Annotated in this window: 20 protein-coding genes and 1 tRNA gene; 7 read left to right on the forward strand and 14 right to left on the reverse strand. The window is 54.0% G+C overall.

Annotated features, from left to right (window positions below; translation table 11 throughout):
* Positions 1 to 144: 144 nt before the first annotated feature.
* Positions 145 to 1,854, reverse strand: a complete 1,710-nt coding sequence (gene lonB, locus NST69_RS24260) for an ATP-dependent protease LonB (RefSeq protein ID WP_342547363.1) — start codon at positions 1,852 to 1,854, stop codon at positions 145 to 147.
* Positions 1,855 to 2,042: 188 nt separating this feature from the next.
* Between lonB and NST69_RS24265 the strand changes: the two genes are divergently transcribed.
* The 4 genes from NST69_RS24265 to NST69_RS24280 are packed head-to-tail and all read left to right on the forward strand — an operon-like array spanning position 2,043 to position 6,114.
* Complete coding sequence (locus NST69_RS24265) at positions 2,043 to 3,506, forward strand: spore germination protein (RefSeq protein WP_342547365.1); 1,464 nt, start codon at positions 2,043 to 2,045, stop codon at positions 3,504 to 3,506.
* Between the two features lie 41 nt (positions 3,507 to 3,547).
* Positions 3,548 to 4,753 carry a Ger(x)C family spore germination protein gene (locus tag NST69_RS24270; protein WP_342547366.1) on the forward strand — a complete coding sequence of 402 codons (1,206 nt, stop codon included), beginning with the start codon at positions 3,548 to 3,550 and terminating at the stop codon, positions 4,751 to 4,753.
* Positions 4,750 to 4,959, forward strand: a complete 210-nt coding sequence (locus tag NST69_RS24275; RefSeq protein WP_342547367.1) for a hypothetical protein — start codon at positions 4,750 to 4,752, stop codon at positions 4,957 to 4,959. The genes NST69_RS24270 and NST69_RS24275 overlap by 4 nt, the downstream gene beginning before the upstream one ends.
* 33 nt (positions 4,960 to 4,992) lie before the next feature.
* The gene (locus tag NST69_RS24280) at positions 4,993 to 6,114 is read left to right on the forward strand and encodes an endospore germination permease (protein WP_339250661.1); all 1,122 of its coding nucleotides are present in this window, start codon (positions 4,993 to 4,995) and stop codon (positions 6,112 to 6,114) included.
* Positions 6,115 to 6,199: 85 nt separating this feature from the next.
* On the opposite strand, the gene ispG is transcribed toward NST69_RS24280, so the two are convergent.
* The 5 genes from ispG to NST69_RS24305 form a co-directional block, all read right to left on the reverse strand.
* Entirely contained in the window at positions 6,200 to 7,345 is a 1,146-nt protein-coding gene (gene ispG / locus NST69_RS24285) for a flavodoxin-dependent (E)-4-hydroxy-3-methylbut-2-enyl-diphosphate synthase (protein WP_209877026.1), read from the reverse strand.
* A 130-nt stretch (positions 7,346 to 7,475) separates the two neighbouring features.
* Positions 7,476 to 8,732 (reverse strand): ATP-dependent Clp protease ATP-binding subunit ClpX, encoded by a 1,257-nt coding sequence (gene clpX / locus NST69_RS24290; RefSeq protein ID WP_209876883.1) that lies wholly within the window; start codon positions 8,730 to 8,732, stop codon positions 7,476 to 7,478.
* A gap of 12 nt (positions 8,733 to 8,744) precedes the next feature.
* Positions 8,745 to 9,335, reverse strand: coding sequence for an ATP-dependent Clp endopeptidase proteolytic subunit ClpP (clpP, locus tag NST69_RS24295; protein ID WP_036726029.1), 591 nt, complete (start codon positions 9,333 to 9,335; stop codon positions 8,745 to 8,747).
* A 282-nt stretch (positions 9,336 to 9,617) separates the two neighbouring features.
* Positions 9,618 to 10,958 (reverse strand): trigger factor, encoded by a 1,341-nt coding sequence (tig, locus tag NST69_RS24300; RefSeq protein WP_339311345.1) that lies wholly within the window; start codon positions 10,956 to 10,958, stop codon positions 9,618 to 9,620.
* A 95-nt stretch (positions 10,959 to 11,053) separates the two neighbouring features.
* Complete coding sequence (locus NST69_RS24305; protein ID WP_209876881.1) at positions 11,054 to 11,983, reverse strand: hypothetical protein; 930 nt, start codon at positions 11,981 to 11,983, stop codon at positions 11,054 to 11,056.
* A 153-nt stretch (positions 11,984 to 12,136) separates the two neighbouring features.
* Between NST69_RS24305 and NST69_RS24310 the strand changes: the two genes are divergently transcribed.
* Positions 12,137 to 12,210: transfer RNA gene (locus NST69_RS24310), tRNA-Arg, on the forward strand.
* Positions 12,211 to 12,897: 687 nt separating this feature from the next.
* On the opposite strand, the gene NST69_RS24315 is transcribed toward NST69_RS24310, so the two are convergent.
* From NST69_RS24315 to NST69_RS24350, 8 genes are all read right to left on the reverse strand, one after another.
* A complete protein-coding gene (locus tag NST69_RS24315) occupies positions 12,898 to 14,130 on the reverse strand; it encodes an SEC-C metal-binding domain-containing protein (RefSeq protein ID WP_342547368.1) in 1,233 nt (410 codons plus the stop codon).
* Positions 14,131 to 14,157: 27 nt separating this feature from the next.
* On the reverse strand, positions 14,158 to 14,574 hold the full coding sequence (locus tag NST69_RS24320) for a hypothetical protein (protein ID WP_342547369.1): 417 nt from the start codon (positions 14,572 to 14,574) through the stop codon (positions 14,158 to 14,160).
* A complete protein-coding gene (locus NST69_RS24325) occupies positions 14,567 to 15,373 on the reverse strand; it encodes an RQC-minor-1 family DNA-binding protein (RefSeq protein ID WP_342547371.1) in 807 nt (268 codons plus the stop codon). Before NST69_RS24325 ends, NST69_RS24320 begins: the two co-directional genes overlap by 8 nt.
* A 249-nt stretch (positions 15,374 to 15,622) precedes the next feature.
* Positions 15,623 to 16,504 (reverse strand): phosphate ABC transporter permease PstA, encoded by an 882-nt coding sequence (gene pstA, locus NST69_RS24330; protein WP_036726033.1) that lies wholly within the window; start codon positions 16,502 to 16,504, stop codon positions 15,623 to 15,625.
* Positions 16,504 to 17,448: a phosphate ABC transporter permease subunit PstC gene (gene pstC / locus NST69_RS24335; RefSeq protein WP_036726035.1), complete on the reverse strand. Its 945-nt coding sequence runs from the start codon at positions 17,446 to 17,448 to the stop codon at positions 16,504 to 16,506. Before pstC ends, pstA begins: the two co-directional genes overlap by 1 nt.
* A gap of 91 nt (positions 17,449 to 17,539) precedes the next feature.
* Positions 17,540 to 18,403, reverse strand: coding sequence for a phosphate ABC transporter substrate-binding protein (locus NST69_RS24340; RefSeq protein WP_036726036.1), 864 nt, complete (start codon positions 18,401 to 18,403; stop codon positions 17,540 to 17,542).
* 45 nt (positions 18,404 to 18,448) lie between these two features.
* A complete protein-coding gene (locus NST69_RS24345) occupies positions 18,449 to 19,882 on the reverse strand; it encodes a stalk domain-containing protein (protein WP_342547373.1) in 1,434 nt (477 codons plus the stop codon).
* A 171-nt stretch (positions 19,883 to 20,053) separates the two neighbouring features.
* Positions 20,054 to 20,497 carry a hypothetical protein gene (locus NST69_RS24350; protein WP_339250679.1) on the reverse strand — a complete coding sequence of 148 codons (444 nt, stop codon included), beginning with the start codon at positions 20,495 to 20,497 and terminating at the stop codon, positions 20,054 to 20,056.
* Positions 20,498 to 20,681: 184 nt separating this feature from the next.
* Between NST69_RS24350 and NST69_RS24355 the strand changes: the two genes are divergently transcribed.
* Positions 20,682 to 21,413, forward strand: coding sequence for an ABC transporter ATP-binding protein (locus tag NST69_RS24355; RefSeq protein ID WP_036726041.1), 732 nt, complete (start codon positions 20,682 to 20,684; stop codon positions 21,411 to 21,413).
* A complete protein-coding gene (locus NST69_RS24360) occupies positions 21,410 to 22,447 on the forward strand; it encodes an ABC transporter permease (RefSeq protein ID WP_342547375.1) in 1,038 nt (345 codons plus the stop codon). The genes NST69_RS24355 and NST69_RS24360 overlap by 4 nt, the downstream gene beginning before the upstream one ends.
* Positions 22,448 to 22,482 lie beyond the last annotated feature (35 nt).

The raw sequence follows: 22,482 nt of genomic DNA on the forward strand, positions 1-22,482 counted from the left end.
AATTGGCGTTATTGGCACGCTCACCCATCGGTATGTAGTATTCGCCGAACATTCGTGTCCTATGCCGCTGCTGCTCCCCCTCCTAATGCGCCAAAAAAAATCCCCCGGCAGCTGCCCGCCAGGGGATTCTACTATGTGTCTGTCTTACCCGGGCAGACTCTCGCCCGAAGCATCCGCCTTCAACAGTGAAGGCGCTGAAGAGAAGGTCTCGCCAGACACGGCAGGCATTCTGATGTCTGCCGTATCGGTGCCGAACAGGTGGCGGAAGACTTCCTCCACCGTGTCCACCGGGATCACCCGCAGCGCGCCGAGATCGGCGAACAGCGACTGCCAGTTCTCCTTCGGAATCAGCACAGTCGTTGCTCCCGCCTGGAAGGCAGCCTCCACTTTGGCGACTACGCCGCCGACCGGCTTCACCCGGCCATGGATGCCAACCTCCCCGGTGATCGCCACCGTGTTGTCCACCAGCAGCTGCCGGATGGCAGAGACGATGGCTACCGCCATGGCCACCCCGGCGGACGGTCCGTCAATCGGCGTCCCGCCGGGGAAGTTAATGTGCAGGTCATACTTGTCCGGCTCCAGCTTCATGGAGCGCAGGACGGTCAGCACATTCTCAATCGAGCCCCGGGCCATGCTCTTGCGCCGCACAGTCCGCGAGCCTCCGCGTGTCTCCTCTTCATCGACTACCCCGGTGATATTCAGCCTGCCCGGCCCGTTAAGGGCTGGCGCGGCTGAGACCTCAATCTCCAGCAGTGTGCCCATGCCAGGCCCGTAGACGGCAAGGCCGTTGACCAGCCCGACCTGCGGGGCGGATGGTATCTTGCGCTCCGTCCGCAGCGGCAGCTGGCTGCTGCTGGCGACCCATTCCACTTCCGCAGCGCTCAGCGTATCCCGGCCTTCGGTCAGCGCCAGACCAGCGGCCAGCTGAATCATATTCACCGCCTCGCGGCCGTTCGTAGCGTACTGCTGCACGACCTCGACCGCTTCGGGGCTTGGCTTCAGCCCGATCTTCTGGACGGCATCCCGTCCGATCACGGCAATCTCCTCCGGCAGCAGCGGACGGAAATAAATCTCCATGCAGCGCGAACGCAGCGCCGGCGAGATCTCGTCCGGCGACCGTGTCGTGGCTCCGACCAGCCGGAAATCGGCAGGCAGGCCATTTTGGAAAATATCATGAATATACGCTGGTGTGTTGCTGTCCTCCGAGTTGTAATAGGCGCTCTCCAGCAGCACCTTGCGGTCTTCCAGCACCTTCAGCAGCTTATTCATCTGAATAGGATGCAGCTCGCCAATCTCATCGAGGAACAGAATTCCCCCATGCGCCTTGGTTACTGCGCCCGGCTTCGGCTGCGGGACTCCGGCCACCCCCATGGCCCCCGCACCCTGATAGATCGGATCATGCACGGAGCCGATCAGCGGATCGGCAATGCCGCGCTCGTCGAAGCGCGCCGTAGTGGCGTCGATCTCGGTGAATTTGGCATCACGTTTGAATGGCGATAACGCATTCTTCTTCGCTTCTTCCATAACTACCCGCGCCGCTGCCGTCTTGCCTACACCCGGCGGCCCGTAGATAATAACATGCTGCGGATTGGCACTGCATAACGCGGCCTTCAAGGCGCGCAGCCCATCCTTCTGTCCGACGATATCGTCAATGGAGGCGGGACGCGTCTTTTCCGAGAGCGGCTTGGTCAGTGAGATCATCCGCATCTTCCGCAGCTTGTCCAGCTCCTTGCGCGATTCCCGGTCCACCGCTGTCTTATTGGTCTTCTGTCCCCGCAGCAGATTCCAAAAATAAACGCCGATGACCAGCGCGAAAAAGAGCTGCACGACCATCAGCAATATACTTAGTTCCATAGGTCACCCTCCTGTATCCTTCCGTCTGCATGTTCTGTATTCAGCTACTACTAGGTAGTATAGCCGTTTCAAACATTCGTAAACTCCCGCAGCAAAAAAACCGAATCCCATTCTCCTTCCTTGCCGATAGATTGCATAGGATCACCTCATACGGAAAGACTATACGGGATGATGGGAGGCGAATGAACATGACACAGCTGGAGAACGCAGGCTCGCCGCAGGAGAAACTGCCGGACTCTCTGTCCGCTTTTATAGAGGGAATACAAGTCCGTCTGGGCACAAGTACAGATATCATCTACCGATTCATTACACTCGGACCCTCGTCTGTAGTGGTTGTATATATTGAAGGAATGGCTGATCCGCAGGCTCTGATGAAGGCCATTCATGAAGACGCGGGCCAGTTCAATGAGTTCAGTGAACCGCAGCCGGAGCGCTGCCTGAAGCTGCTGCAGGACAGAACGCTCTCCCTCGGCAAGGTTGGAGGGATTACTAATTATACAGAGGTAGAGACGGAACTGCTGGCCGGTAACTCGGTCATCTATATCGATGGAAGCACGCATGCGTTATCTGCCGGTACAGAAGCGCTGAAGCAGCGTTCAGTGGAAGACGCGGTATCCCAATCTGTAGTAAGAGGGCCGCGTGAAGGCTTCACCGAATCCCTGCGGGAGAACACGGCGCTGATCCGCCGGCGTATCCAGAACCCCAAGCTGCGTATTGAACAGCGGAAGCTTGGAGAGCAGACCCAGACCAATGTCGCAGTGATGTATATTGAAGGCAATGCCGATCCCGAAGTGCTGCAGGAGCTGCGCAGGCGGCTGGATGCCGCTAAGCTCGACAGTGTGCTGGAGAGTAACTATATCGAGGAGATGATTCAGGACCAGCGCTACAGCCCCTTTCCGACTGTCTATAATACGGAGCGGCCGGATTCGGCCGCATCCGCACTGCTGGAAGGCCGGATCGCCATTCTGGTGGAGGGCACCCCGTTTATCCTGGTGGTTCCAGCGCTATTAGTGCAGTTCTTCCAGTCCAGTGAGGATTATTACCAGCGGAGTGATTTTGCCACTCTGGTCCGGATGCTCCGCTTCTTCTGCTTTGCCATCGCACTGTTGACTCCCTCCTTCTATATAGCGATCACTACCTTCCACCAGGAGATGATTCCGACCACCCTGCTGATCAGCCTGATCGGGCAGCGCGAGGGGATTCCTTTTCCGGCCTTCCTTGAAGCCTACATCATGGAGATTACCTTCGAGATTCTGCGCGAGGCCGGCATCCGTCTGCCCAAGTCGATCGGCCAGTCGGTGTCCATCGTCGGAACGCTGGTGATTGGTCAAGCGGCGGTCGATGCAGGACTTGTCTCGGCGGCCATGGTTATTGTCGTATCCATTACAGCCATCGCCAATTTCACCTTGCCTGCCTTCAATGTGGGAATTTCCGTGCGGATGCTGCGGTTTGTCCTGATGGTTATTGCCGCTTCCTTCGGTCTATTCGGAATCATCATTGCCTTGATTATTCTGGGATTGCATCTGTGCAGCCTTGAATCTATGGGCATCCCTTACATGACCTCTTTTGCCCCCATGCGCCGGCAGAGCCAGAAAGATACGTTCATCCGCTTATCCCGGCGCACCATGAAGAAGTATTTTGGGCAGAATTAGCAGGGCGACATGAACTCTCTTCAACGAAAGGACTGCTGGCCATGTGGAGAAAATTCCTGTGTATCCTTCTGATCATCAGCCTTACCTTGCTCACCGGATGCTGGAGCCGCAAAGAGCTGAATGATCTGGCGCTCGTCATGGCACTCGGCATTGATCTCGATCCGGGCGGCTATGCCGTCACTGTTCAGGTGATGAATCCCGGGGAGGCGGGCAACCAGAAGGGAGGCAGCTCCGGGGGGGTGCCTGTGGTGACTTATCAGGCCATTGGCAGAACTGTTCCCGATGCGTTGCAGCGTATGTTGAGCATGACTCCGCGTATGCTGTATCTGGCCCACATCCGCGTGTTAGTCATCGGAGAGGCCTTGGCCCGCAGGGGAGTCAGCGATGTGCTGGACTTCATCTCTCGCAACCACGAGCTGCGTACGGATTTCTTCCTGCTGGTGGCGAAGGAATCCAGGGCCTCCAAGATACTGGAAATCATCACCCCATTCGAGCATATTCCGGCGAACTCCCTGTATTCTTCGATTCTGGTCTCGCATAAAAAATGGGCAGCCACCGGGAAAGTGACCCTCCAGCAGTTCATTACCGAGCTGGAGCGCGGCGGCTCCAATCCGGTGATGTCCGGTGTGCAACTGAATGGAGACGGGCAGAATGGAGGGTCCGTGAATAATGTGGATACGATCAGCCCGAAGACCATGATCGAGCATGCGGGAATCGCAGTATTTAAAAAAGACAAGCTGGTTGGCTGGCTGGACGAACCTGGCAGCAAAACGGTCAATTATGTCCTGGATGAAGTAGACTCCACAGTTAGCAATGAACACAGTCCCGGAGGCGGACTTGCAGGCTTCATAATAACCCGTTCAGACAGCAATCTGGACGTCCGGCTAGATGCACAGGGCAAGCCTGAATTTACGGTAAGGCTAAATATTGAAGCCAATCTCACCACGATTCAAGGCAAGCTTAATCTGAATAATCCGGCCAGCATCGAAGATATTCAGAGGAATCTGGAGCAGGATTATGACCTCAGCCTCACGCAAAATATCCGGGAGGTCCAGCAGAAATACGGCGCTGACATCTTCGGGTTCGGCGAAGCCCTGCACCGGAAGTATCCCCGTCTGTGGCGAACGTACCGCGAGAATTGGGAGGACAGCTTCAGAACCGTCAAGGTAAATGTACGCTCCAAGATAGTGATTCAGCGCATCGGTTCGATCATCCAACCTTTGAAACAGGAGATAGAGGAAAAATGACTTGGAATCTGATTCTGCTGTTATTTCTGTTACTGGTATTGATCCTGAAGACACCTGCCGTAATTAGACTACGGTCACTGCGGGATGCAGCCGCCTTCTATAGTCTCTGGAGTCTTACGGTTGCGGCAACCTTACTGGACATGGCAGACTTGCCTCAGTTCAGGCCGCTCGACTGGGTACGCAGTATCATGCAGCTTCTGTCCTGAAATAACTTTCATGAGCGAGGGAGTGAACCACCTGTGAAGAATCGTTCGGGTATTTCCTTACGGCAGTTCTATATCATGACCTTCGGACTCACCATCGGAACCTCCATTCTGATCATCCCAAGCGGATTAGCACATACTGCAAGAGAAGATGCCTGGGTCGCTGCTCTTTGCAGCCTCCTGATTAATCTGATTATGGTCATCCTGTATCTCGCGGTTGCCCGCCTGTATCCCGGCAGAGATCTCTATGAAATACTCGAAGCGGGTTTCGGCAAATGGGTTGGCAAAATTGTCTCGCTACTGTATCTGTTCTATTTCATGATTCTCACCGGTACGCTGCTGGGCGACCTCGGCTTCTTCATCACCAGTGAGATTCTGCCCGAAACACCAATTGAAGCGGTCCAGATTATCTTCCTGATCGCTGCCATAGTGAGTGTCAGTTCAGGGGTTGTCGTATTTGCCAGAGTATGCGAATTATTATTCCCCTGGGTGCTGTTCCTGTTCCTGATTCTGGTGCTGGCCCTGATTCCCAAAATCGAATGGAATCATATCAAGCCGGTCCTGGAAGGGGGGTTACCTCCTATCCTCCTTGGCGGCTATCAATCCGCTGTGTTTCAGGAACTCATCGTGCTGATGACCTTCCTGCCACTCGTCAGGAAGCCAAAAAGCGGGGAGCGGGCCTTTCTGCTGGGCACGTTCACAGGCGGCATGGTCCTTAGCATCATCGTGCTGCTCAGCTTGCTCATTCTCGGGATTGAACAGACGGAGAACAGCACCTTCCCCGCCTATGCACTGGCCAAAACGATCAATATCGGAAATATTCTGCAGCGGGTCGAAGGCATTCTGATCACCATTTGGGTACTGACCTTTTTCATCAAAATCTCGTTGCTCTACTTCTCCATTCTGAAGGGGCTGCAATCCGTCTTCCATCTGCGGAAGCAGGACTATCTCATCTATCCCCTGGCTGTATTGTTCATCATCATCGCTTGGAATACTTATATCAATACCGTTTATGTTAATGAAATCATTGCAAAAGTATGGGGGAATTTCGCGTTCATCTTCTTGGTGATTCTTCCCTTACTGCTCTATATGCTAACTTTGTTGAAGAAGACTATACGTAAGATTCGCATAAAAAAACGCCCTGGTGCAAACGTCTGATTGGACAGACTTCTGCAGCGGGGCACTTCAGGTACATGGACATAATTATAATTAGGACAGGGTTCGTAACGAACGGGGCGTTCTGTTAATTCCCGTTCTCCGAATTGCTGAGCGCAGCGGCCGGAGCCAGTCCGGCATGACTACGGCCGGGAATCTCGCCGGTCGCCTCGAAATGCTCCACAATAATGTCAATCTCCTTCTTCAGCTCGGAGACCAGCTCCGCCTCAGGCACCTTGCGGATCATCTTGCCGTAACGGAACAACAGCCCTTCTCCGCGCGCACCGGCGATGCCGATGTCCGCTTCTCTGGCTTCCCCCGGACCATTCACCGCACAGCCGAGGACGGATACCTTAATCGGCACCTTCAGCTTGGAGATGTACTCCTCCACTTCGTTCGCAATCGAGAAGAGGTCAATATCCAGGCGTCCGCAGGTCGGGCAGGAGATCAGAGTTGCCGCATTCGAGATCAGACCGAAGGTCTTCAGCAGCTCACGGGCCACCTTCACTTCCTCTACCGGATCAGCACTCAGGGAGATCCGCACTGTACTGCCGATGCCCATGGAGAGCAGCGCGCCGATCCCGGCGGAGCTTTTCACTGTTCCGGCGAACAGAGTACCGGACTCGGTAATCCCCAGATGCAGCGGATAAGGAATGACCTCCGCTGCCTTGCGGTAGGCTTCGATGGCCATTGGCACATCGGACGCCTTCAGCGATACGATAATATCGTGGAAGTCCAGCTCCTCCAGAATGCCGATATGGTACAAGGCACTCTCCACCATCGCCTCCGGTGTAGGATAACCGTATTTCTCCAGCAGGTGATTCTCCAGCGAACCGGCGTTAACCCCGATACGGATCGGTATCCCCTTCTCCTTACAGGCCTTAACGACAGCTTCCACCTTATCACGGCGTCCGATATTGCCGGGATTGATCCGCACCTTGTCGATGCCGTTCTCAATCGCCAGCAGGGCCAGCTTGTAATTGAAATGAATATCCGCTACGAGCGGGATATGAATCTGCTTCTTGATTTCCTTAATCGCTGCTGCCGCTTCTTCATTGTTGACCGTTACGCGCACTAGCTGACAGCCGGCTTCCTCCAGCCGCAGAATCTCGGCCACGGTTGCCTCCACATCAGCGGTCTTGGTCGTACACATGCTTTGGATGGCAACCTCGTTGTTACCCCCGATAATCACTCCGCCAACATTGACGGGACGGGTCTGGTGTCTCAGGAACATGGTTTTCTCCCCCATAACGATCAAAGCTCCACCCTCCCCGCCCCCGCAGGTCATGCGGGGTGTGCGGGAGAAAGTGGAGACCCTGAGCTGTATTGTTAAGCCGTGTCAGGCCCGGTTATTTAAGCCTGGCTTACGCGCTTTCTTCTTTTTTCTTATCCTTCTTGAGACTAAGCTCCGGCAGGGACTTCTCCTTAACAACCTCCTCGGTAATGACACAATCCTTAATGTCATCCCGTGAAGGCACCTCGTACATCACATCAAGCATAATGCTCTCAATGATGGCACGCAGTCCGCGGGCACCGGTGTTGCGCTTGATCGCTTCCTTCGCAATCGCTTCAAGAGCAAGCGGTTCGAACTTCAGAGCTACATTATCCATCTCCAGCAGCTTCACATACTGCTTCACGAGCGCATTCTTAGGCTCGGAGAGAATACGTACCAGGGTGCTCTCATCAAGCGGCTCCAAGGTCGAGATCACCGGCAGACGGCCGACGAACTCTGGGATAAGACCGAACTTCAGCAGATCCTCAGGCAATACCATGGACAGGTATTCACCGGCCTTGAGGTCCTTCTGTCCTTCAACCGCAGCGTTGAAGCCGATGACTTTTTTGCCGATACGGCGCTTGATCATCTGCTCCAGGCCGTCGAAGGCACCGCCCACGATGAACAGAATGTTCGTAGTATCGATCTGAATGAATTCCTGATGAGGATGCTTGCGTCCGCCTTGCGGCGGAACTGAAGCGACTGTACCTTCCAGAATCTTCAGCAGCGCCTGCTGAACGCCTTCACCGGATACGTCACGGGTAATGGACGGGTTCTCGGATTTACGCGCTACCTTGTCAATTTCGTCTATATAGATAATGCCGCGTTCGGCTTTCTCCACATCATAATCAGCCGCTTGAATCAGCTTCAGGAGAATGTTCTCAACATCTTCACCCACATAACCGGCTTCCGTAAGGGAAGTGGCATCTGCAATGGCAAAAGGTACGTTGATGATCTTCGCCATCGTCTGCGCCAGCAGGGTCTTACCGGAGCCTGTAGGTCCGAGCAGCAGAATGTTGCTCTTCGTCAGCTCCACATCTTCAATCTTGCTCTGGCTGTTGACACGCTTGTAGTGATTGTATACAGCAACGGAGAGCGATTTCTTCGCTTGCTCCTGGCCGATAACGTATTGATCCAAGATATCACGGATTTCCTTCGGTTTCGGAATATCCTTCATATCCAGCTCTTCTTCGTGGCCCAGCTCCTCTTCCACAATCTCCGTGCACAGCTCGATGCATTCGTCACATATATAAACGCCAGGTCCTGCTACGAGCTTACGAACCTGCTCTTGTGATTTCCCGCAAAAGGAACATTTCAATTGTCCTTTTTCATCGTTAAATTTAAACATCTTACCACCCCTTTAAGATATGATCGGTGAAGAGAGTACCTGGTCAATGAGCCCGTATTCCTTCGCTTCTTCCGCGCTCATGAAGTTATCGCGGTCTGTATCCCGTTCGATTTTGTCAAGGGGCTGACCTGTGCGCTCTACATAAATCTGATTCAGCTTCGCCTTGGTCTTGAGAATCCAGTCGGTATGAATCCAGATGTCGGACGCCTGCCCCTGAACGCCGCCAAGCGGCTGATGAATCATGACCTCGCTGTTGGTCAGCGCATATCTCTTGCCGGGCGCTCCGGCTGTCAGGAGCAATGATCCCATACTGGCTGCCATCCCTACGCAAATCGTTGAAACATCCGGTTTGATATATTGCATCGTATCATATATACCCATGCCGGCTGTGACAGAACCACCGGGCGAGTTGAGGTACAAGTGAATGTCTTTTTCGGGGTCATCTGCTGCCAGGAACAGCAACTGCGCAATAACCAGATTGGCGACATCATCGTCAATCGCACTGCTCAGGAAGATGATGCGATCCTTGAGCAATCTGGAATAGATATCGTATGAGCGTTCTCCCCGGCTTGTCGTTTCCACAACCATTGGTACCAGACTCATGCCACCAACCTCTTTTCTCTATACAGATTAGTCTTTCCGTTTCAGAAATATTTTAACACGTTCAAAGCGGGATGTCATTTATTCACTGTGCCCCTAAACCGCATTGCTCATGTGCATGCCATTATAACGCAATTCCACGGACAATGCCAATTGACGGATTCATGATATGTACTACCAAACGCCCGGCCCCCGATAAAAATAAGGCACGTAACAAAAACTTACGTGCCTTATCAAATCTCTATGGAGGCTAATGGATAGCCGTTCTAGGTAAAGGATTGAAGCTTACTCAGCCTTTGCTTCTTCTGCTGCTTCTTCTGCAGGTGCTGCCGGAGCTTCAACTTCCACGCTGTTGCTAACGAGGAATTCGATGGTCTTGCGCAGGGAGATCTCATCGTTCAGGCTGCTCAGGGAACCGTTGGCTGCCAGAATGCTGCGGATTTCTTCAGGAGTACGCTTGTAAGCTTCAGCCATAGTAGCCAGCTCTTGCGTAACTTCTTCTTCCGACACTTCGATCTTCTCTTCCTTAGCAATAACTTCCAGAACAAGGTTGTTACGAACGCGCTTCTCAGCATCGCCCTTCATTTGTCCCTGCAGGTCTTCACGAGTCTGGCCCGAGAAGCTGAGGAACATATCCATGTTCATGCCCTGCTGGCGGAGACGGGTATCGAAGTCACGAACCATGTTCTCCACTTCGCTGGCGATCATGGCTTCAGGAATTTCCACTTCAGCATTAGCTGCTGCTGCGTCAACTACCGCGGATTCACGAACGCTCTTCAGCTCTTCCTGCTTACGGGATTCGAGCTGTGCTTTCAGGTCTGCTTTGTATTCTTCCAGTGTGTCGAATTCACTAACATCCTTGGCGAATTCATCATCCAGCTCAGGAAGCTGTTTGCGTTTGATTTCATGCAGCTTCACTTTGAATACAGCAGCTTTGCCTGCGAGTTCAGCAGCGTGGTAAGTCTCAGGGAAGGTTACTTCAACATCCTTGAAGTCTCCAGTGGACATGCCCACTACCTGCTCTTCGAATCCTGGAATGAAGGAATTGCTGCCCAGCTCCAGGGAATGACGCTCAGCCTGTCCGCCTTCGAATGGAACGCCATCAACTGAACCGTCAAAATCAATTACTGTGATGTCGCCGTTCGCTGCTGCTCCTTCTTCAATGACAACAAGCTCAGCGTGACGCTCTTGCAGACGCTTCAGTTCAGCATCCAGCTCTTCGTCAGTAACTTCTGCCTTCTGTACTGGAACTTCCAGACCTTTGTACTCGCCCAGCTTCACTTCTGGCTTAACTGTGATCTTCGCTTTGAAGATGAACGGCTGGCCCTTGGCGAATTGCTCGATGTCCACTTCAGGACGGTCTACAGGGAAGATGTCAGTCTGTTCAACGGCTTCGCCGTAAGCTTCAGGAAGAAGAATGTCGATAGCATCCTGATACAGGCTTTCAACACCGAAACGGGATTCAAAAATCGGCCGCGGTACTTTACCTTTACGGAATCCAGGTACGTTTGCTTTCTTTACCACTTTATTAAAGGCTTTGTCGAGTGCTGCAGCTACGCGGTCTGCTTCTACTTCGACTTCAAGAACTCCGAGGTTCTTCTCTATCTTTTCCCAAGTTGCTTTCATAATATACTTTTCCCTCCAAAAATAGGTTACATGTTTACTTAAATAGTCCAACATTTCACGCACAGAATAACCACTATATTATATACAACATTACTTTATTTATCAAGTAGAGAACTCTTCACGAATCCCCTGAGCGAACGGTAGGCCCCCTCAAATTGGAAGCGCATGCTATCGGTGATGCCGTACATCCCCCGTGTTTCCTCTTCTTTGCGGTTCCCGTTCAGGCTCTCCGACACCATCTGGTGCAGGGCCCCCGCCCAAATATCCAGCTCCGAATACTCCCCGTCCAGCAGCTTGCGGTAATCCGCCGTCCCGTAGATGGACATGACGAACTGCCCCCACAGCTCCTGGGCAAAATAATACAGCGTCGGCTCATGCACCTCCGCCTGCTCTGCCACCCGTTCCAGCACCTGGCTGATCTGCGGCGGGAATTCGTCGTTCTGCAGCGGCACGGTCTCGATCTCCACCTCAGCAGCCTCATGGCCCCGGCTCAGCCTGATTGCCCCCTGAGCCCCTCTGCGCCGCAGCGTCTGCAGCGTGCGGAATTGCAGCAGGGGGTGCACCTCCGCCTGCTGCAGCCAGCCGGTCAGCGCTTCATCCACCCCGCTCCCCTCCAGGTAGGAGAGCTGCTCCAGCGCAAGCACTGTCGCTTCAGACAGCGGTTCGTTCATCACCCGCTTCAGCAGCTTATCCGGGTACTCCGCATCCTCCTCCAGCTTGGATCTGGCCAGAATCCGGGCCATGTCCTCTTCCCCCAGATCCATATCCTCCGCATCCGGGGCATCGTCCCCGTCACCGCCCTGCGCCGCGTAGGGGAAGGCCGCCGCCAGCCATTCCAGCAGCGACCGCCATTCCTCGTAGTGCCGCTCTTCCTGTCCCTGGCACTGCAGCAAAAAACGCAGCAGCTCCATCGCTTCCCCGTAACGTTCATTCTCCAGCATAACTGTGAGCTGAATCTGGTAGTAATCCAGGGTCTTGGGAAACAGCACGATGTTCTCTTTGGCGGGGGAATTGAATTGATTCATGAGGGCACCTCCTTTTCTCCGAACTGTAATCGCTTCTGATCCTTAATCAATTGTAGATTATAGCATATCCCTGCCCGGTTTCAAAAAAACAAGTTGAAAAAGTTAACTATGTATGATAACATAATTTTTGCTTGCTTTTCAGTCAGTCTTCATGTCCCGGTAGCTCAGTTGGATAGAGCATGCGCCTTCTAAGCGCACGGTCGGGGGTTCGAATCCCTTCCGGGACGTCATAGAAACAGCCTTCCTTCGGGAGGGCTGTTTTGTCGTCCGGGGGATGAGAACCCTAGGCGCCAGCCGGGGACGTTGGAGCATACGCTTCGTTAGCACTACTTCGCAATCAGCCGAATTTTGGCTGTATCCCTTCCGGGACGTCATAGAAACAGCCTTCCTTCGGGAAGGCTGTTTTGTCGTCCGGAGGATGAGAACCCCCTTTTATTTTGAATAGGATCAACGTAGGCGCTTGGGTGGACGCTGCGCGAACGGAACGTTGTTACAATCGCTGTTGTCTCCAGATTTTATTTATTTCCCTATTCGGTAAAAATCCGGAGACAAAGGCGACCGCTATCGCTTTTCCGCGGGTCGTTCCGTCCTCTCCGCTGTTTGAGCGGGAAATGAACCTTCAAAGAAACCACCACTCTTTAGTAGTGGAGGAATAAGAACCATGCACGAACTTTGCGGACTGACGATCCCTTATTCCGGCGGATTCCGCCTGTCCGCAGGGTCATGCGGACTCAAAGGCCGTTAAGTAACCTGTTTCTCCGCTTTTTCTGCTCGAATGAACAGTTTAACGTCCTCTGAGTCCGTTTAAGACAGAAAAGTTGGTTTTTTCGGCGAATAGCGTACCCTCAGTCCGGATAGCTCTGCTGGTGGCTACGTTCTATTTGTTCAACATGAACCGGCTCTAGTCCCACCCATTAAGCGTTAGCACCACAGCATTTCTTGAACTTCTTCCCGCTTCCGCAGGGGCAGGGGTCGTTACGGCCTACTTTTGCCGGGCTTATATAAGTTTTGTCAGTTCCGTTAAGTCTGTTATAAGTTCCTATAGGGGCTTTAACTCTAGACATCCGGTCTACTTCTTTCCTGCGCTTGGCCATCCGCGCCTCTTCCGCATCAAGCTTCTTCTTCCACTGCAGCAGTGACGGGTGAGCCGTATCAGAAATTACACAGTAAGCATAGATGGACTCTGTGAGATTCAAGTACCCCTCGTCATAGCCTTCCTCCACCATGGCCTCAACTAGCGGAAGACCTTGGCTTGATCCCAATTGGCAAAGGTCATCAGCCAGTTTAGTCGCATTGGTAATATCACGTTCTTCCGGCAATAAGGCGAGCAGCGCCTCCTCGGAGTCCGGCAGCTTAATTCTTCCGAATACATCGGCGGCAAATATCCGGAAGAATTCCTGTGAAGCAGAGACATATTGCTCGGTTAACGTCTTGATCACCCCGGCTGTGCCTATTTGAGCCAGCGCGTCAACGGAAGTGGTTGGAAGCAAATCATCATCTGTACCCAAAAAACTGCACAGCACAGGGATAGCCGTCTCCAGCTTCATCTGACCTGCCAGTTGGATTAGATAGTGGACTTCGTAGCTCGGAGAATCCGGGTCGTTATCGCGCAGCTTTTCCAGCACAGTATCAGCGTCCAGACATTGTCTAAGCGCCAGCTCATTCACTAGCTCATCCCCGTACACATTATCGAACTCATCCCAGTATTTCCCTGAACTCTGCTCCAGAAATAAGCTGAATTCGTCCAACAGCTCCTGGTCTGTCATCTTTGAGAGGCGAATCTTCTGATCAACCTTAATTTTCCATTCCGGAATTTCCTGGACAGACTCCATGAACGGGTCCAATAGCCGAAGATCACAATTCCTCAAAATTCCCAGCACCAGAAATCTTGTATTATAGTGGGTGGAAGGAGATTGGTACCAAGCCAGCAGCTCACGGATCGTTTCCTCGGTCTGCGGGAACTTATAGGCATGAAACAGGTGAACCTCTTCGGTATCCTTGCATTGCTTCAGCTTTTGTAACACAAGCGGCATCAGCGTAGTATCGTGCTCATACAAGAAACTGTCGGCAAAATACCTCAAAGCAGTATTGCTCACAGCCGGCTCCGGATGGAGAATAAAGCTTTTTACTTGTTCGGTATTGAACATTAGCAGGTCCCCCTCTTATTATGTTGCTTACTCATCCTTCGGCTGCATACTCCCACTAGTCAACGATGGATTTCGAGGTACCTCCTGCTTAGCCGGCACATAATGAGTAGCGTAATGTTTCTCAACATTGGGATCTCCGGACTTCGAAAAGCGGAGCGGTCGCTTCGGGCCTTTGCCCCACCTCATATAGGCGGTGTAAGACGGCTTCAAATGAAGCTCCCGCGCGTTCTCGCGAAGCAGCGACATGATAAAGCTGAATTGAGACAGATTGCCCTGAAGCACACGTTCCAAATATGGCACTCTTCCGAAGCGCCACTCTTCTACGAGCTTAGGAGTGATTTTCCCGATCCTCAAGAATACATCCAGGGGACTTACGAAACCCTTCTCCGAAACGATTTCATTGACCACATGGCGTACCTTCGTTCGCAGTTCAAGCCTATTCATGCAAGGACTCCTCCTGATGCCGGCAATCGGGACACTTCTCCGGAAAGTAAATGCCATCTGCCCGGTAGCAGCTAAAATCAAGGTGATCGAATACATACGGATAGCCGCATTCCGCACACTGCAGCAGCACTGGATCGCGCGAACGTACAATCAGTGATTGCGCACGTTCCCGCAGCAGCTCATGCCACTCCATCTCCACCAGCCGTTCGCGCTCATTCAGGTCTGCTATTACCTGCCTGATCTCAGCCTGTACCTTCCTGAACTCTATGGGCTGCCATTGCTGTAAAAAAGGGATGTATTTCCGGTCACCGGAACACAGGATTTTGAACAGGAACATCAGAATCATCCCCCGGTTCCGGTCCTTCAGATACTCCATACTGACCGGCGTGATCCCTTGGTCCAGCCAGTTCTCCCACTCCCGCAGCAGCTCCTCCGTCGCCCGCTCCCGCCGGACGGTCCAGCCGTAGACGGTGAACTCGATCAAGGGAAGCTTCCCGGACAGCTCGGTCTTCAGGTACCCGGCTTCGATGAGGACATCCACCTTCTCCATGATCTGCTCCATCGTCAGTTCGCGGAAGAAGCCATAGGCAGGAGTGTGATCCAAGCCGAGTTCAAGCAGCTTCTTCTCCTTCGAGCCCTTCAGGATCTCGGCCAAAAGCGTACGCCCCCCGGCGGCGATAATCTCATCGGCTGCCTGCAGAATGGCTAGCAGCTCCGGCCTTGGCAGCGGTGTATTCAAGGGATACTCGGTCGTCTGCTTCCGGTTCGGCTTACGGCGACTCTTCTTCTGCGTACTCACAGCGTTCTGCCTCCTTGTCCTTATCATGGGCACAGGCTAGTCCAGCCTGCACGTATTTTATAGTCGAATTATACCATATCAGGGCCGGGAAACAGGAAATTTAGAGGTGAGTTTCAGCGCTTCCCGGAGCACTCAGAAGCTCCAACCCCTTCACAGCAAACAGGCTGCCCGCCATGAAACTTCCATAGCAGAGCAGCCTGTTCTTACAGGGTTATAGCGATAGCGTGAATCCGCGCATCCGCATCCCTCTCAGCGTCCCCGGCGGCGGTTGCCCAGCCACAGCGGGAAGCGGAACATAAAGTTGATCAGCAGCACGACAAAGACCAGCACAGCGGCAGACTTATCCGCGATTTGCCGCGCATCCTCGACGATGGCCTCAGACTGCACGTACCACAGATGCACAGCCAGCGTCTCGCCCGGTGAGAAGAGGTTGAAGTCCCACATCTCGCCGGAGGTGCTGAGCCCGGCGGTCAGGATAATGACCGCCGACTCCCCGAAGGCGCGGCCGGCCACCAGGCAGACGCCTGTGACGATGGCCGGAAGGGCTACCGGCACGACGACCTTGCGGATGACATGGAACTTCGTCATGCCGAGGGCGTAGCCGGCTTCACGGATCTCGCCGGGGACCGCTCGCACTGCTTCCTCCGTGACGCGGGCCAGCATCGGCAGATTCAGCAGCGCCAGGCTGACGCCCCCGCCGAGGATCGTTAAGCCAACACCGAAGTACTCGGCGAAGATCGCCAGGCCCAGGAGGCCGAACACGATGGACGGCACCGAGGACAGGGATTCCACGCAGATGCGCAGCGCACCCGTGAAGGCATTATCCGGCGCGTACTCCGCCATATAGATCCCTGCCCCGATCCCGATCGGAACGGAGATCAGGAGCGAGATGAACAGGATATAGAAGGAGTTGAACAGGACGGGACCAATCCCGCCGCCGGGATCGATCTCCTCCGGCTGCTTGAGCAGGAAATCGGGTCTGAGCGAAGGCAAACCTTTGCTTAGAATGGTGAACAGCAGCCAGAAGATCAGCAGCATGACCAGAACGCCCAGCGTATAGAAGCCGATGGTCGCCAGTTTATTACGCCGCTGGGCTCTGGCCGTATGGCGTGTGCGCGTGAATCCGTTCATCAGGCATCCCTCCGTTTGCGGCCCAGGAGCCGGATAATCAGAATGAGTACAAACGAGATCAGCAGCAGCAGGAAGGCCATCATGTGCAAGGAATAGTTCCAAGTGGAGTCGAACTCCACGTTGGAGATCTGCATCACGATATTACTGGTCAGCACCGAGGTGGGTGCGAACAGGCTTTTCGCCAGCTGCGGCGTATTGCCGATGACCATCACAACCGCCATGGTCTCCCCGACTGCGCGGGTCATGCCAAGAATGACCGCCGAGATAATGCCCCGGCTGGCCGCGGGCAGAACGACGCGCATAATGACCTGCAGGCGGGTTGAGCCTAGCGCATAGGCGGCATCACGGTATTTGCGCGGAACAGAGACAATCGCATCATCGCTGATCCGGCAGATGGTCGGCAGCACCATCAATGCCAGCACGAGTGCGGCGGCAAGCAGTCCGTCCCCGAGACCTTCTCCGCTGACTCTGCGCAGGAAGGGCAGCAGCACGGTCAAGCCCAGATAGCCGTATACAATAGAAGGAATACCGACCAGCAGATCAAGCACCGGACGGATGAAGCTCTTCAGCCAATTCGGGGCAATCTCCGCACAGAGCACAGCCATCCCGACCGAGATGGGCACGGCAATGACCAGCGTCAGCGCGGTAAGCGATAATGTATTTACGATGAAGGCGGCGGCGCCGAAGGCATCCTCTTCCGGCGTCCAGTTGAACGAGAAGAAGAAGTCCTGCGGGGAGATGCGGGTGAAGAGCAGCAGCGCCGTTTTGCCGATGAATACAATAACTAGTCCCAGCACAAGACAGAGCGCAAGGATGCTGAATAAGAAATAATAACGGGAGATGCTGTTGCCCAGCAGATGTCTGCGGTGCCGCTTGGTGTTACGTTTAACTTCCTCTAGGCTTGTCTGTGCCTTAGCGCTCAGGCTATGAACCGGTGCCCCCATACTTTCCCTCCTGTAAGAGGCCAACCCCGTATATCCCGGAGCTGGCCGCTGTTACCTATCAATCTATTATGCTTGCTTGTCTTGAGCGATCTTAGGATTGCATCGCAGAGATTGGAATGAACTTAAGCTTCTTAAGCGAGCCCTGCTGGAACTTCTTGCTCTGTACATATTCGATGAATTCTTTGGTCGCGCCGGTCGGCTGGCCCTTCGTCATGTAGTAGCCGTAAGCCCAGATCTTGTACGAGCCGTTGATTACGTTATCCGTGTTAGCTTCCACACCGTTGAACTTCACAGCCTTGATATCGCCGCCCGTTACATAGACAAGGTCGATGTAACCGATAGCGTTAGGCGTTGTACCTACAGCTGTTTTCATGTCGCCGCTGGAGCCGGTTTCCTTGTAGTTCTTCTCTTTCTTCACGATGTCTCCGCCGCCCAGCGCTTTGGCCTGATAGTTAACGCGCGTACCGGAGCCAAAGGCACGAGTGATCACTACGATATTCGCATCCGATCCGCCGACCTCTTTCCAGTTGGTGATTTTACCGGCGTAGATGCCTTTGAGCTGCTCTGTAGTCAGGTTGTCTACTCCGACATTCTTATTAACGATGGTTGCAAAAGGAATCACAGCGACCTTATTCGCCACCTGTCCGTCAAAGGCCTTGAAGCCCGGAACATCAATGCTGGCATCCCAGTCGCAGGCTCCGATATCGGCAATCCCCTTCTTCACGGCCTGCGGTCCAGTCACGGAGCCCTTGCCGGAAGCGGCGATCTTCACTTTAGGGTGAAGCTTCTGGAATTCCTTAGCGGCCTGCAGCGTCAGCGGAAGCAGGGCCGTAGAACCGTTAACGGTGATTTTACCCTTGAGGCTGTCCGCTGCTGCGGCTGCCCCTGCAAAGGATGCGGTAACCGCGATCACCGCGGTAAGTGCTGTAACTGTGAATTTTTTGAACATCTTCATGTTTGAATTCTCCTCCCGGCGGTGTGCGCCGATTAAATGTTGTAATTAATTAGCAGCTTCCGGTGAGACTGACAATTGCAGCGCTTTGCCGTTCTGAATGACCAGTACCTTGCCGTCGCTTATAATAGCCAGCTTGCTGCCGTCTGCCGATACCGCCACTTCCGATACATCTTCAGTTGTCCGGTACAGTTCAACCGGAGCTGCACTGCCTGCAATAGAGTAAATTACCGTGCTGCCGTCCGCTGTAGTCCCGGAGACAACGAGGCCCGTGCTAACGCCTGTGGACCAGTTCACCTCTGCACCGAGGGTGACATCTGTGCTTTTACCGTCTGCTGTGATCAGCTTCAGCGTGTTAGCGGCATTGCCGTCTGCATCCGCACTCAGGTAGCTCACGCTGCCGCCAGCCAGAATCTCAGGATACAGCTTGTTGTCAGACGTAGTAGTCAAGGCTGCCGGCTTAGCACCTTTGGTCGTAAGATCCAGCTTATAGAGCTGTTCTCCAGCCTTGCTGAAGTCTACGGTAAGTGAATCTTCTGTGCTGTCGGCATCATTCTTCGCGGTACCGGTGATGTTGACGATGTATACTGCACTTTTGCCGTCTGCCGATATGCGAAGCTCCGATTTGTTCTCCACTTTATCTTCAAGCAGAGCCTTGATCTCTCCGGTCTCTACTGAAATCTGTGCCAGCTTCTCCTGCTTGTCGCCCTGGACGAAATAGAGCGTCTTGCCGTCACTGGACCACACGATATCTGTCTTCACGCTGGTGTCCTTGCCGAGCGGACTGATTAAGCCGGTGGACAGGTTGATCAGCTTCAGCTGGCCGGTCTCATCGCTGAATGCGCCCCACTGCTGGTCGGCGGAGACTGCGAAATCCACCGCGCCTTCGCTGGAAGAGAACAGATCATAGTTGCCTGGAGTCTGGGTGAATTTATAGAGCAGTGTGGACTCAGCGTCGCTTCTATTCGCAATCAGGCTGCCGTCAGCGCTCCAGTGAAGGGTATCAAATGAACCGGCGGGCCGGGCAAAGCTCAGAATCGTGTGGGCATCGGCCGCAAGCTCACCGCCAAGCGCCGTAACCAGCTTCGTCAGCTCCACATACGTTTTGCCGTTACGTACAACCGGGGCCACTGTGAATTCCAGGGCTTCGCCATCCACCTGATAGCTTTTCACGCCAGGCTGGAGCTGTACACTATGTAGACCTTTGCTGTCATTCAGCTGGATTCCGCTGCTGCCGTGCACAAGTCCTGCTCCCAGCTCTGCGGCTACCTGGCTCAATGAATAGAGCTTGTATCCGCCGCTGTTAATTGTGCTGAGTGTAACCGGCGTACCGTTGATGCTCCAGGACATGCTGCCCTCTACGGCTGCTGTGTTCACAGCTGCGGCACTTACTTGGCTGCTTGTGGCCAGAACACTAACAGCTCCCCCTGTTACGAGAAGTGCAGAAGCCAGAGCCGCGCCGATCCATTTACTATTCTTCAATTAGATTCACCCTTTTCCTATAGGTAACTGCTAATGTTATTTTCGTCTACGAGTGTCAATTCTGTTGCGCAGGAATGTTATGGAAATATTAACTGTAAAAATAATTACACGCCCAAACCAAACAAGACCCGCCCGGGAACCCTCCCGGACCGGCCTATTGTAAATCCTGTGTTAATTCACAATCCACGTCACGATAATCTCGTTCCCGCCGCGCTCTGATTCCGAGGGACTGCCAATAATAGAATACGAATAAGAGCCGTTCACTTTGCCGTTAATCAGCAGGTTATGGCTGTCGACAATCTCTGTCCCGAGTTCCAGCTCCTTCTCTCTTACATACTTCTGATATGTAGTTCCAAGAGCGGCCATACTCTCCTTCGTCTGATAGACCAGCATGGAGGATTTCTTCCCCTCTGACTGTTCACCTTGGGTAAAAGTAATGCCTGCCCCTTCGGGAATCGGCAGATCCTCCGGCAAATATTGCCTTGCCTCCGTCTTCTCGTCTGCCAAGGTATGAAACCGTCCGCCACTGCCGGACTTGTCCGCATCGCCGCAGCCGCTAAGTCCAGCCGCAGCCAGCAGAGCTGCCAGAGGAAGGAGCAGCTTATGTCCTGCCATAATTCCACCGCCTTTAGTGAATTGGGTTTCAGGATGCCGGTAACCATAGGATGTCCCTTTTATTACCCGGATCAAGAGCAGGAGTAACGGATAATCCTTACAATTTTATTTACTTTTGAGCAGGGAATCATTAGTATAATGAGTGAGCGCTCACTCATTATTATGGCGAATGGAGGAGATTGGTATGGATGAGGGGAAGCCTGTCATTGCGGTTACTCATGTGAATCGGGCTTTTGGCGATAAAACAGTGTTGAAGGATATTACGCTTCAGGTGAATCAGGCAGAGACCTTCGGGATTCTGGGGCCATCCGGCTCCGGCAAAACCACGCTGGTCAAGCTGCTTACGGGCATAGACGAGGTAACCTCCGGTGAGGTCACCGTGCTGGGGGTGCGGATGCCGAAGCTTGCCATGCTCCAGCAGATCGGATATATGGCCCAGTCGGATGCCTTGTATACGGAGCTTAGCGCCAAGGAGAATCTGGAGTTCTTCGCTGCTCTGTATGGCTTGAAGGGCGGCAACCGTACACGGCGGATCGGGGATGTGATGGAGCTGGTGAATTTGCAGGAGCATCTGCGGAAGCGGGTGGACCAATATTCCGGCGGCATGAAGCGCCGGCTGTCCTTGGCGATTGCCCTGCTCCATGAGCCGCCGCTGCTGCTGCTGGATGAACCGACGGTCGGCATCGATCCGGTGCTGCGCCAGTCCATCTGGAAGGAGCTGAAGGCGCTGAACCGCAAGGGAACGACGATTGTGCTGACCACACATGTGATGGATGAGGCGGAGAAATGTGACCGGCTGGCGATGATCCGGGACGGCGTGCTGCTGGCGGCTGATACCCCGGCCGGACTGCTTCAGGCCACCGGCACCGCCAGCATCGAGGAAGCCTTCCTCTGCTATGGAGGTGTACGCCGATGAGAATCCGGGCGATTACCCTGAGAATTCTGCAGCAGTTCATCCATGACCGGAGAACCATGGCGCTCATGTTCATCGCTCCCCTGCTGGTGCTTAGCCTGATGAGCCTGGTGTTCGGCAGCGATGCTTATGAGCCTAGGATCGGCGTCTCGGGGGGTGCGGCAGTGTTCAGTTCAGCGCTGGAAGCCCAGCAAGCTGAGGTTACCAGCTATGCCGATGAATCTACCGGTCAGGCTGCCTTGAGGGCTGGAGCCATCGATGCTCTCCTTACAATGAAGGGAGACGCTCCCGCTGTTGTCCTTGAAGGCAGCAATCCGGCGGCTAACCGCGCTGTGATCATGGCATTGCAGGAAGCTGCGCAGAGCCTCCGGCCGCAAGCTCCGGGCGGCGGGCAGCTCCAGCCGCAGATCAGCTATCTCTACGGCGCGGAGGATATGAAGACGATTGACCGCTTCGGCCCGATTATGATCGGGGTGTTCGTGTTCTTCTTTGTCTTCCTGATTGCCGGTGTCTCCTTCCTGCGCGAACGGACCACGGGCACACTGGAGCGTCTGCTCTCCACCCCGCTGAAGCGCTGGGAGATCGTCACCGGATATGTGTGCGGCTTCGGCATCTTCACCGTCTTCCAGGCCCTGCTCATCTCCTGGTTCTCCATCCAGGTGCTGGGGATTATGATGACGGGCAGCTTCGGCTACGTGCTGCTGATGACGCTGCTGCTGTCGATGTCGGCGCTGACGCTCGGCACCCTGCTCTCGGCATTCGCCGCCAATGAGCTGCAGATGATCCAGTTCATTCCCCTGGTCATTGTGCCGCAGATCTTCCTGAGCGGATTATTTCCGCTGGATACCCTTCCGCTCTGGCTCCAGCGCATTGGACTCGCCACCCCCATCTACTACGGCTCAGAGGCACTGATGGATATCATGGTACGCGGCAGAGGCTGGAGTGATATCGCCGGGGATGTGTTCATGCTGATCGGATTCTCCCTGCTGTTCATGCTGCTGAATGTACTGGCTCTGCGCAAGCACCGCAGAATGTAAAGGGTGAACGGGCTATGGTACACTAGGAGGAACTG

The sequence above is a fragment of the Paenibacillus sp. FSL P2-0089 genome (genome assembly GCF_038595095.1).
Classification (GTDB): domain Bacteria; phylum Bacillota; class Bacilli; order Paenibacillales; family Paenibacillaceae; genus Paenibacillus_AQ; species Paenibacillus_AQ silagei.

Bases quoted from the DNA above. Each gene is read 5' to 3' on its own strand.
- clpX (WP_209876883.1), bottom strand. From the start codon at position 8,732: ATGTTTAAATTTAACGATGAAAAAGGACAATTGAAATGTTCCTTTTGC.
- NST69_RS24270 (WP_342547366.1), top strand. From the start codon at position 3,548: ATGTGGAGAAAATTCCTGTGTATCCTTCTGATCATCAGCCTTACCTTG.
- pstC (WP_036726035.1), bottom strand. From the start codon at position 17,448: ATGGGGGCACCGGTTCATAGCCTGAGCGCTAAGGCACAGACAAGCCTA.
- NST69_RS24305 (WP_209876881.1), bottom strand. From the start codon at position 11,983: ATGAATCAATTCAATTCCCCCGCCAAAGAGAACATCGTGCTGTTTCCC.
- NST69_RS24350 (WP_339250679.1), bottom strand. From the start codon at position 20,497: ATGGCAGGACATAAGCTGCTCCTTCCTCTGGCAGCTCTGCTGGCTGCG.
- NST69_RS24320 (WP_342547369.1), bottom strand. From the start codon at position 14,574: ATGAATAGGCTTGAACTGCGAACGAAGGTACGCCATGTGGTCAATGAA.
- ispG (WP_209877026.1), bottom strand. From the start codon at position 7,345: ATGTTCCTGAGACACCAGACCCGTCCCGTCAATGTTGGCGGAGTGATT.
- tig (WP_339311345.1), bottom strand. From the start codon at position 10,958: ATGAAAGCAACTTGGGAAAAGATAGAGAAGAACCTCGGAGTTCTTGAA.
- pstA (WP_036726033.1), bottom strand. From the start codon at position 16,504: ATGAACGGATTCACGCGCACACGCCATACGGCCAGAGCCCAGCGGCGT.
- NST69_RS24340 (WP_036726036.1), bottom strand. From the start codon at position 18,403: ATGAAGATGTTCAAAAAATTCACAGTTACAGCACTTACCGCGGTGATC.
- NST69_RS24355 (WP_036726041.1), top strand. From the start codon at position 20,682: ATGGATGAGGGGAAGCCTGTCATTGCGGTTACTCATGTGAATCGGGCT.
- NST69_RS24360 (WP_342547375.1), top strand. From the start codon at position 21,410: ATGAGAATCCGGGCGATTACCCTGAGAATTCTGCAGCAGTTCATCCAT.
- clpP (WP_036726029.1), bottom strand. From the start codon at position 9,335: ATGAGTCTGGTACCAATGGTTGTGGAAACGACAAGCCGGGGAGAACGC.
- NST69_RS24275 (WP_342547367.1), top strand. From the start codon at position 4,750: ATGACTTGGAATCTGATTCTGCTGTTATTTCTGTTACTGGTATTGATC.
- lonB (WP_342547363.1), bottom strand. From the start codon at position 1,854: ATGGAACTAAGTATATTGCTGATGGTCGTGCAGCTCTTTTTCGCGCTG.
- NST69_RS24315 (WP_342547368.1), bottom strand. From the start codon at position 14,130: ATGTTCAATACCGAACAAGTAAAAAGCTTTATTCTCCATCCGGAGCCG.
- NST69_RS24265 (WP_342547365.1), top strand. From the start codon at position 2,043: ATGACACAGCTGGAGAACGCAGGCTCGCCGCAGGAGAAACTGCCGGAC.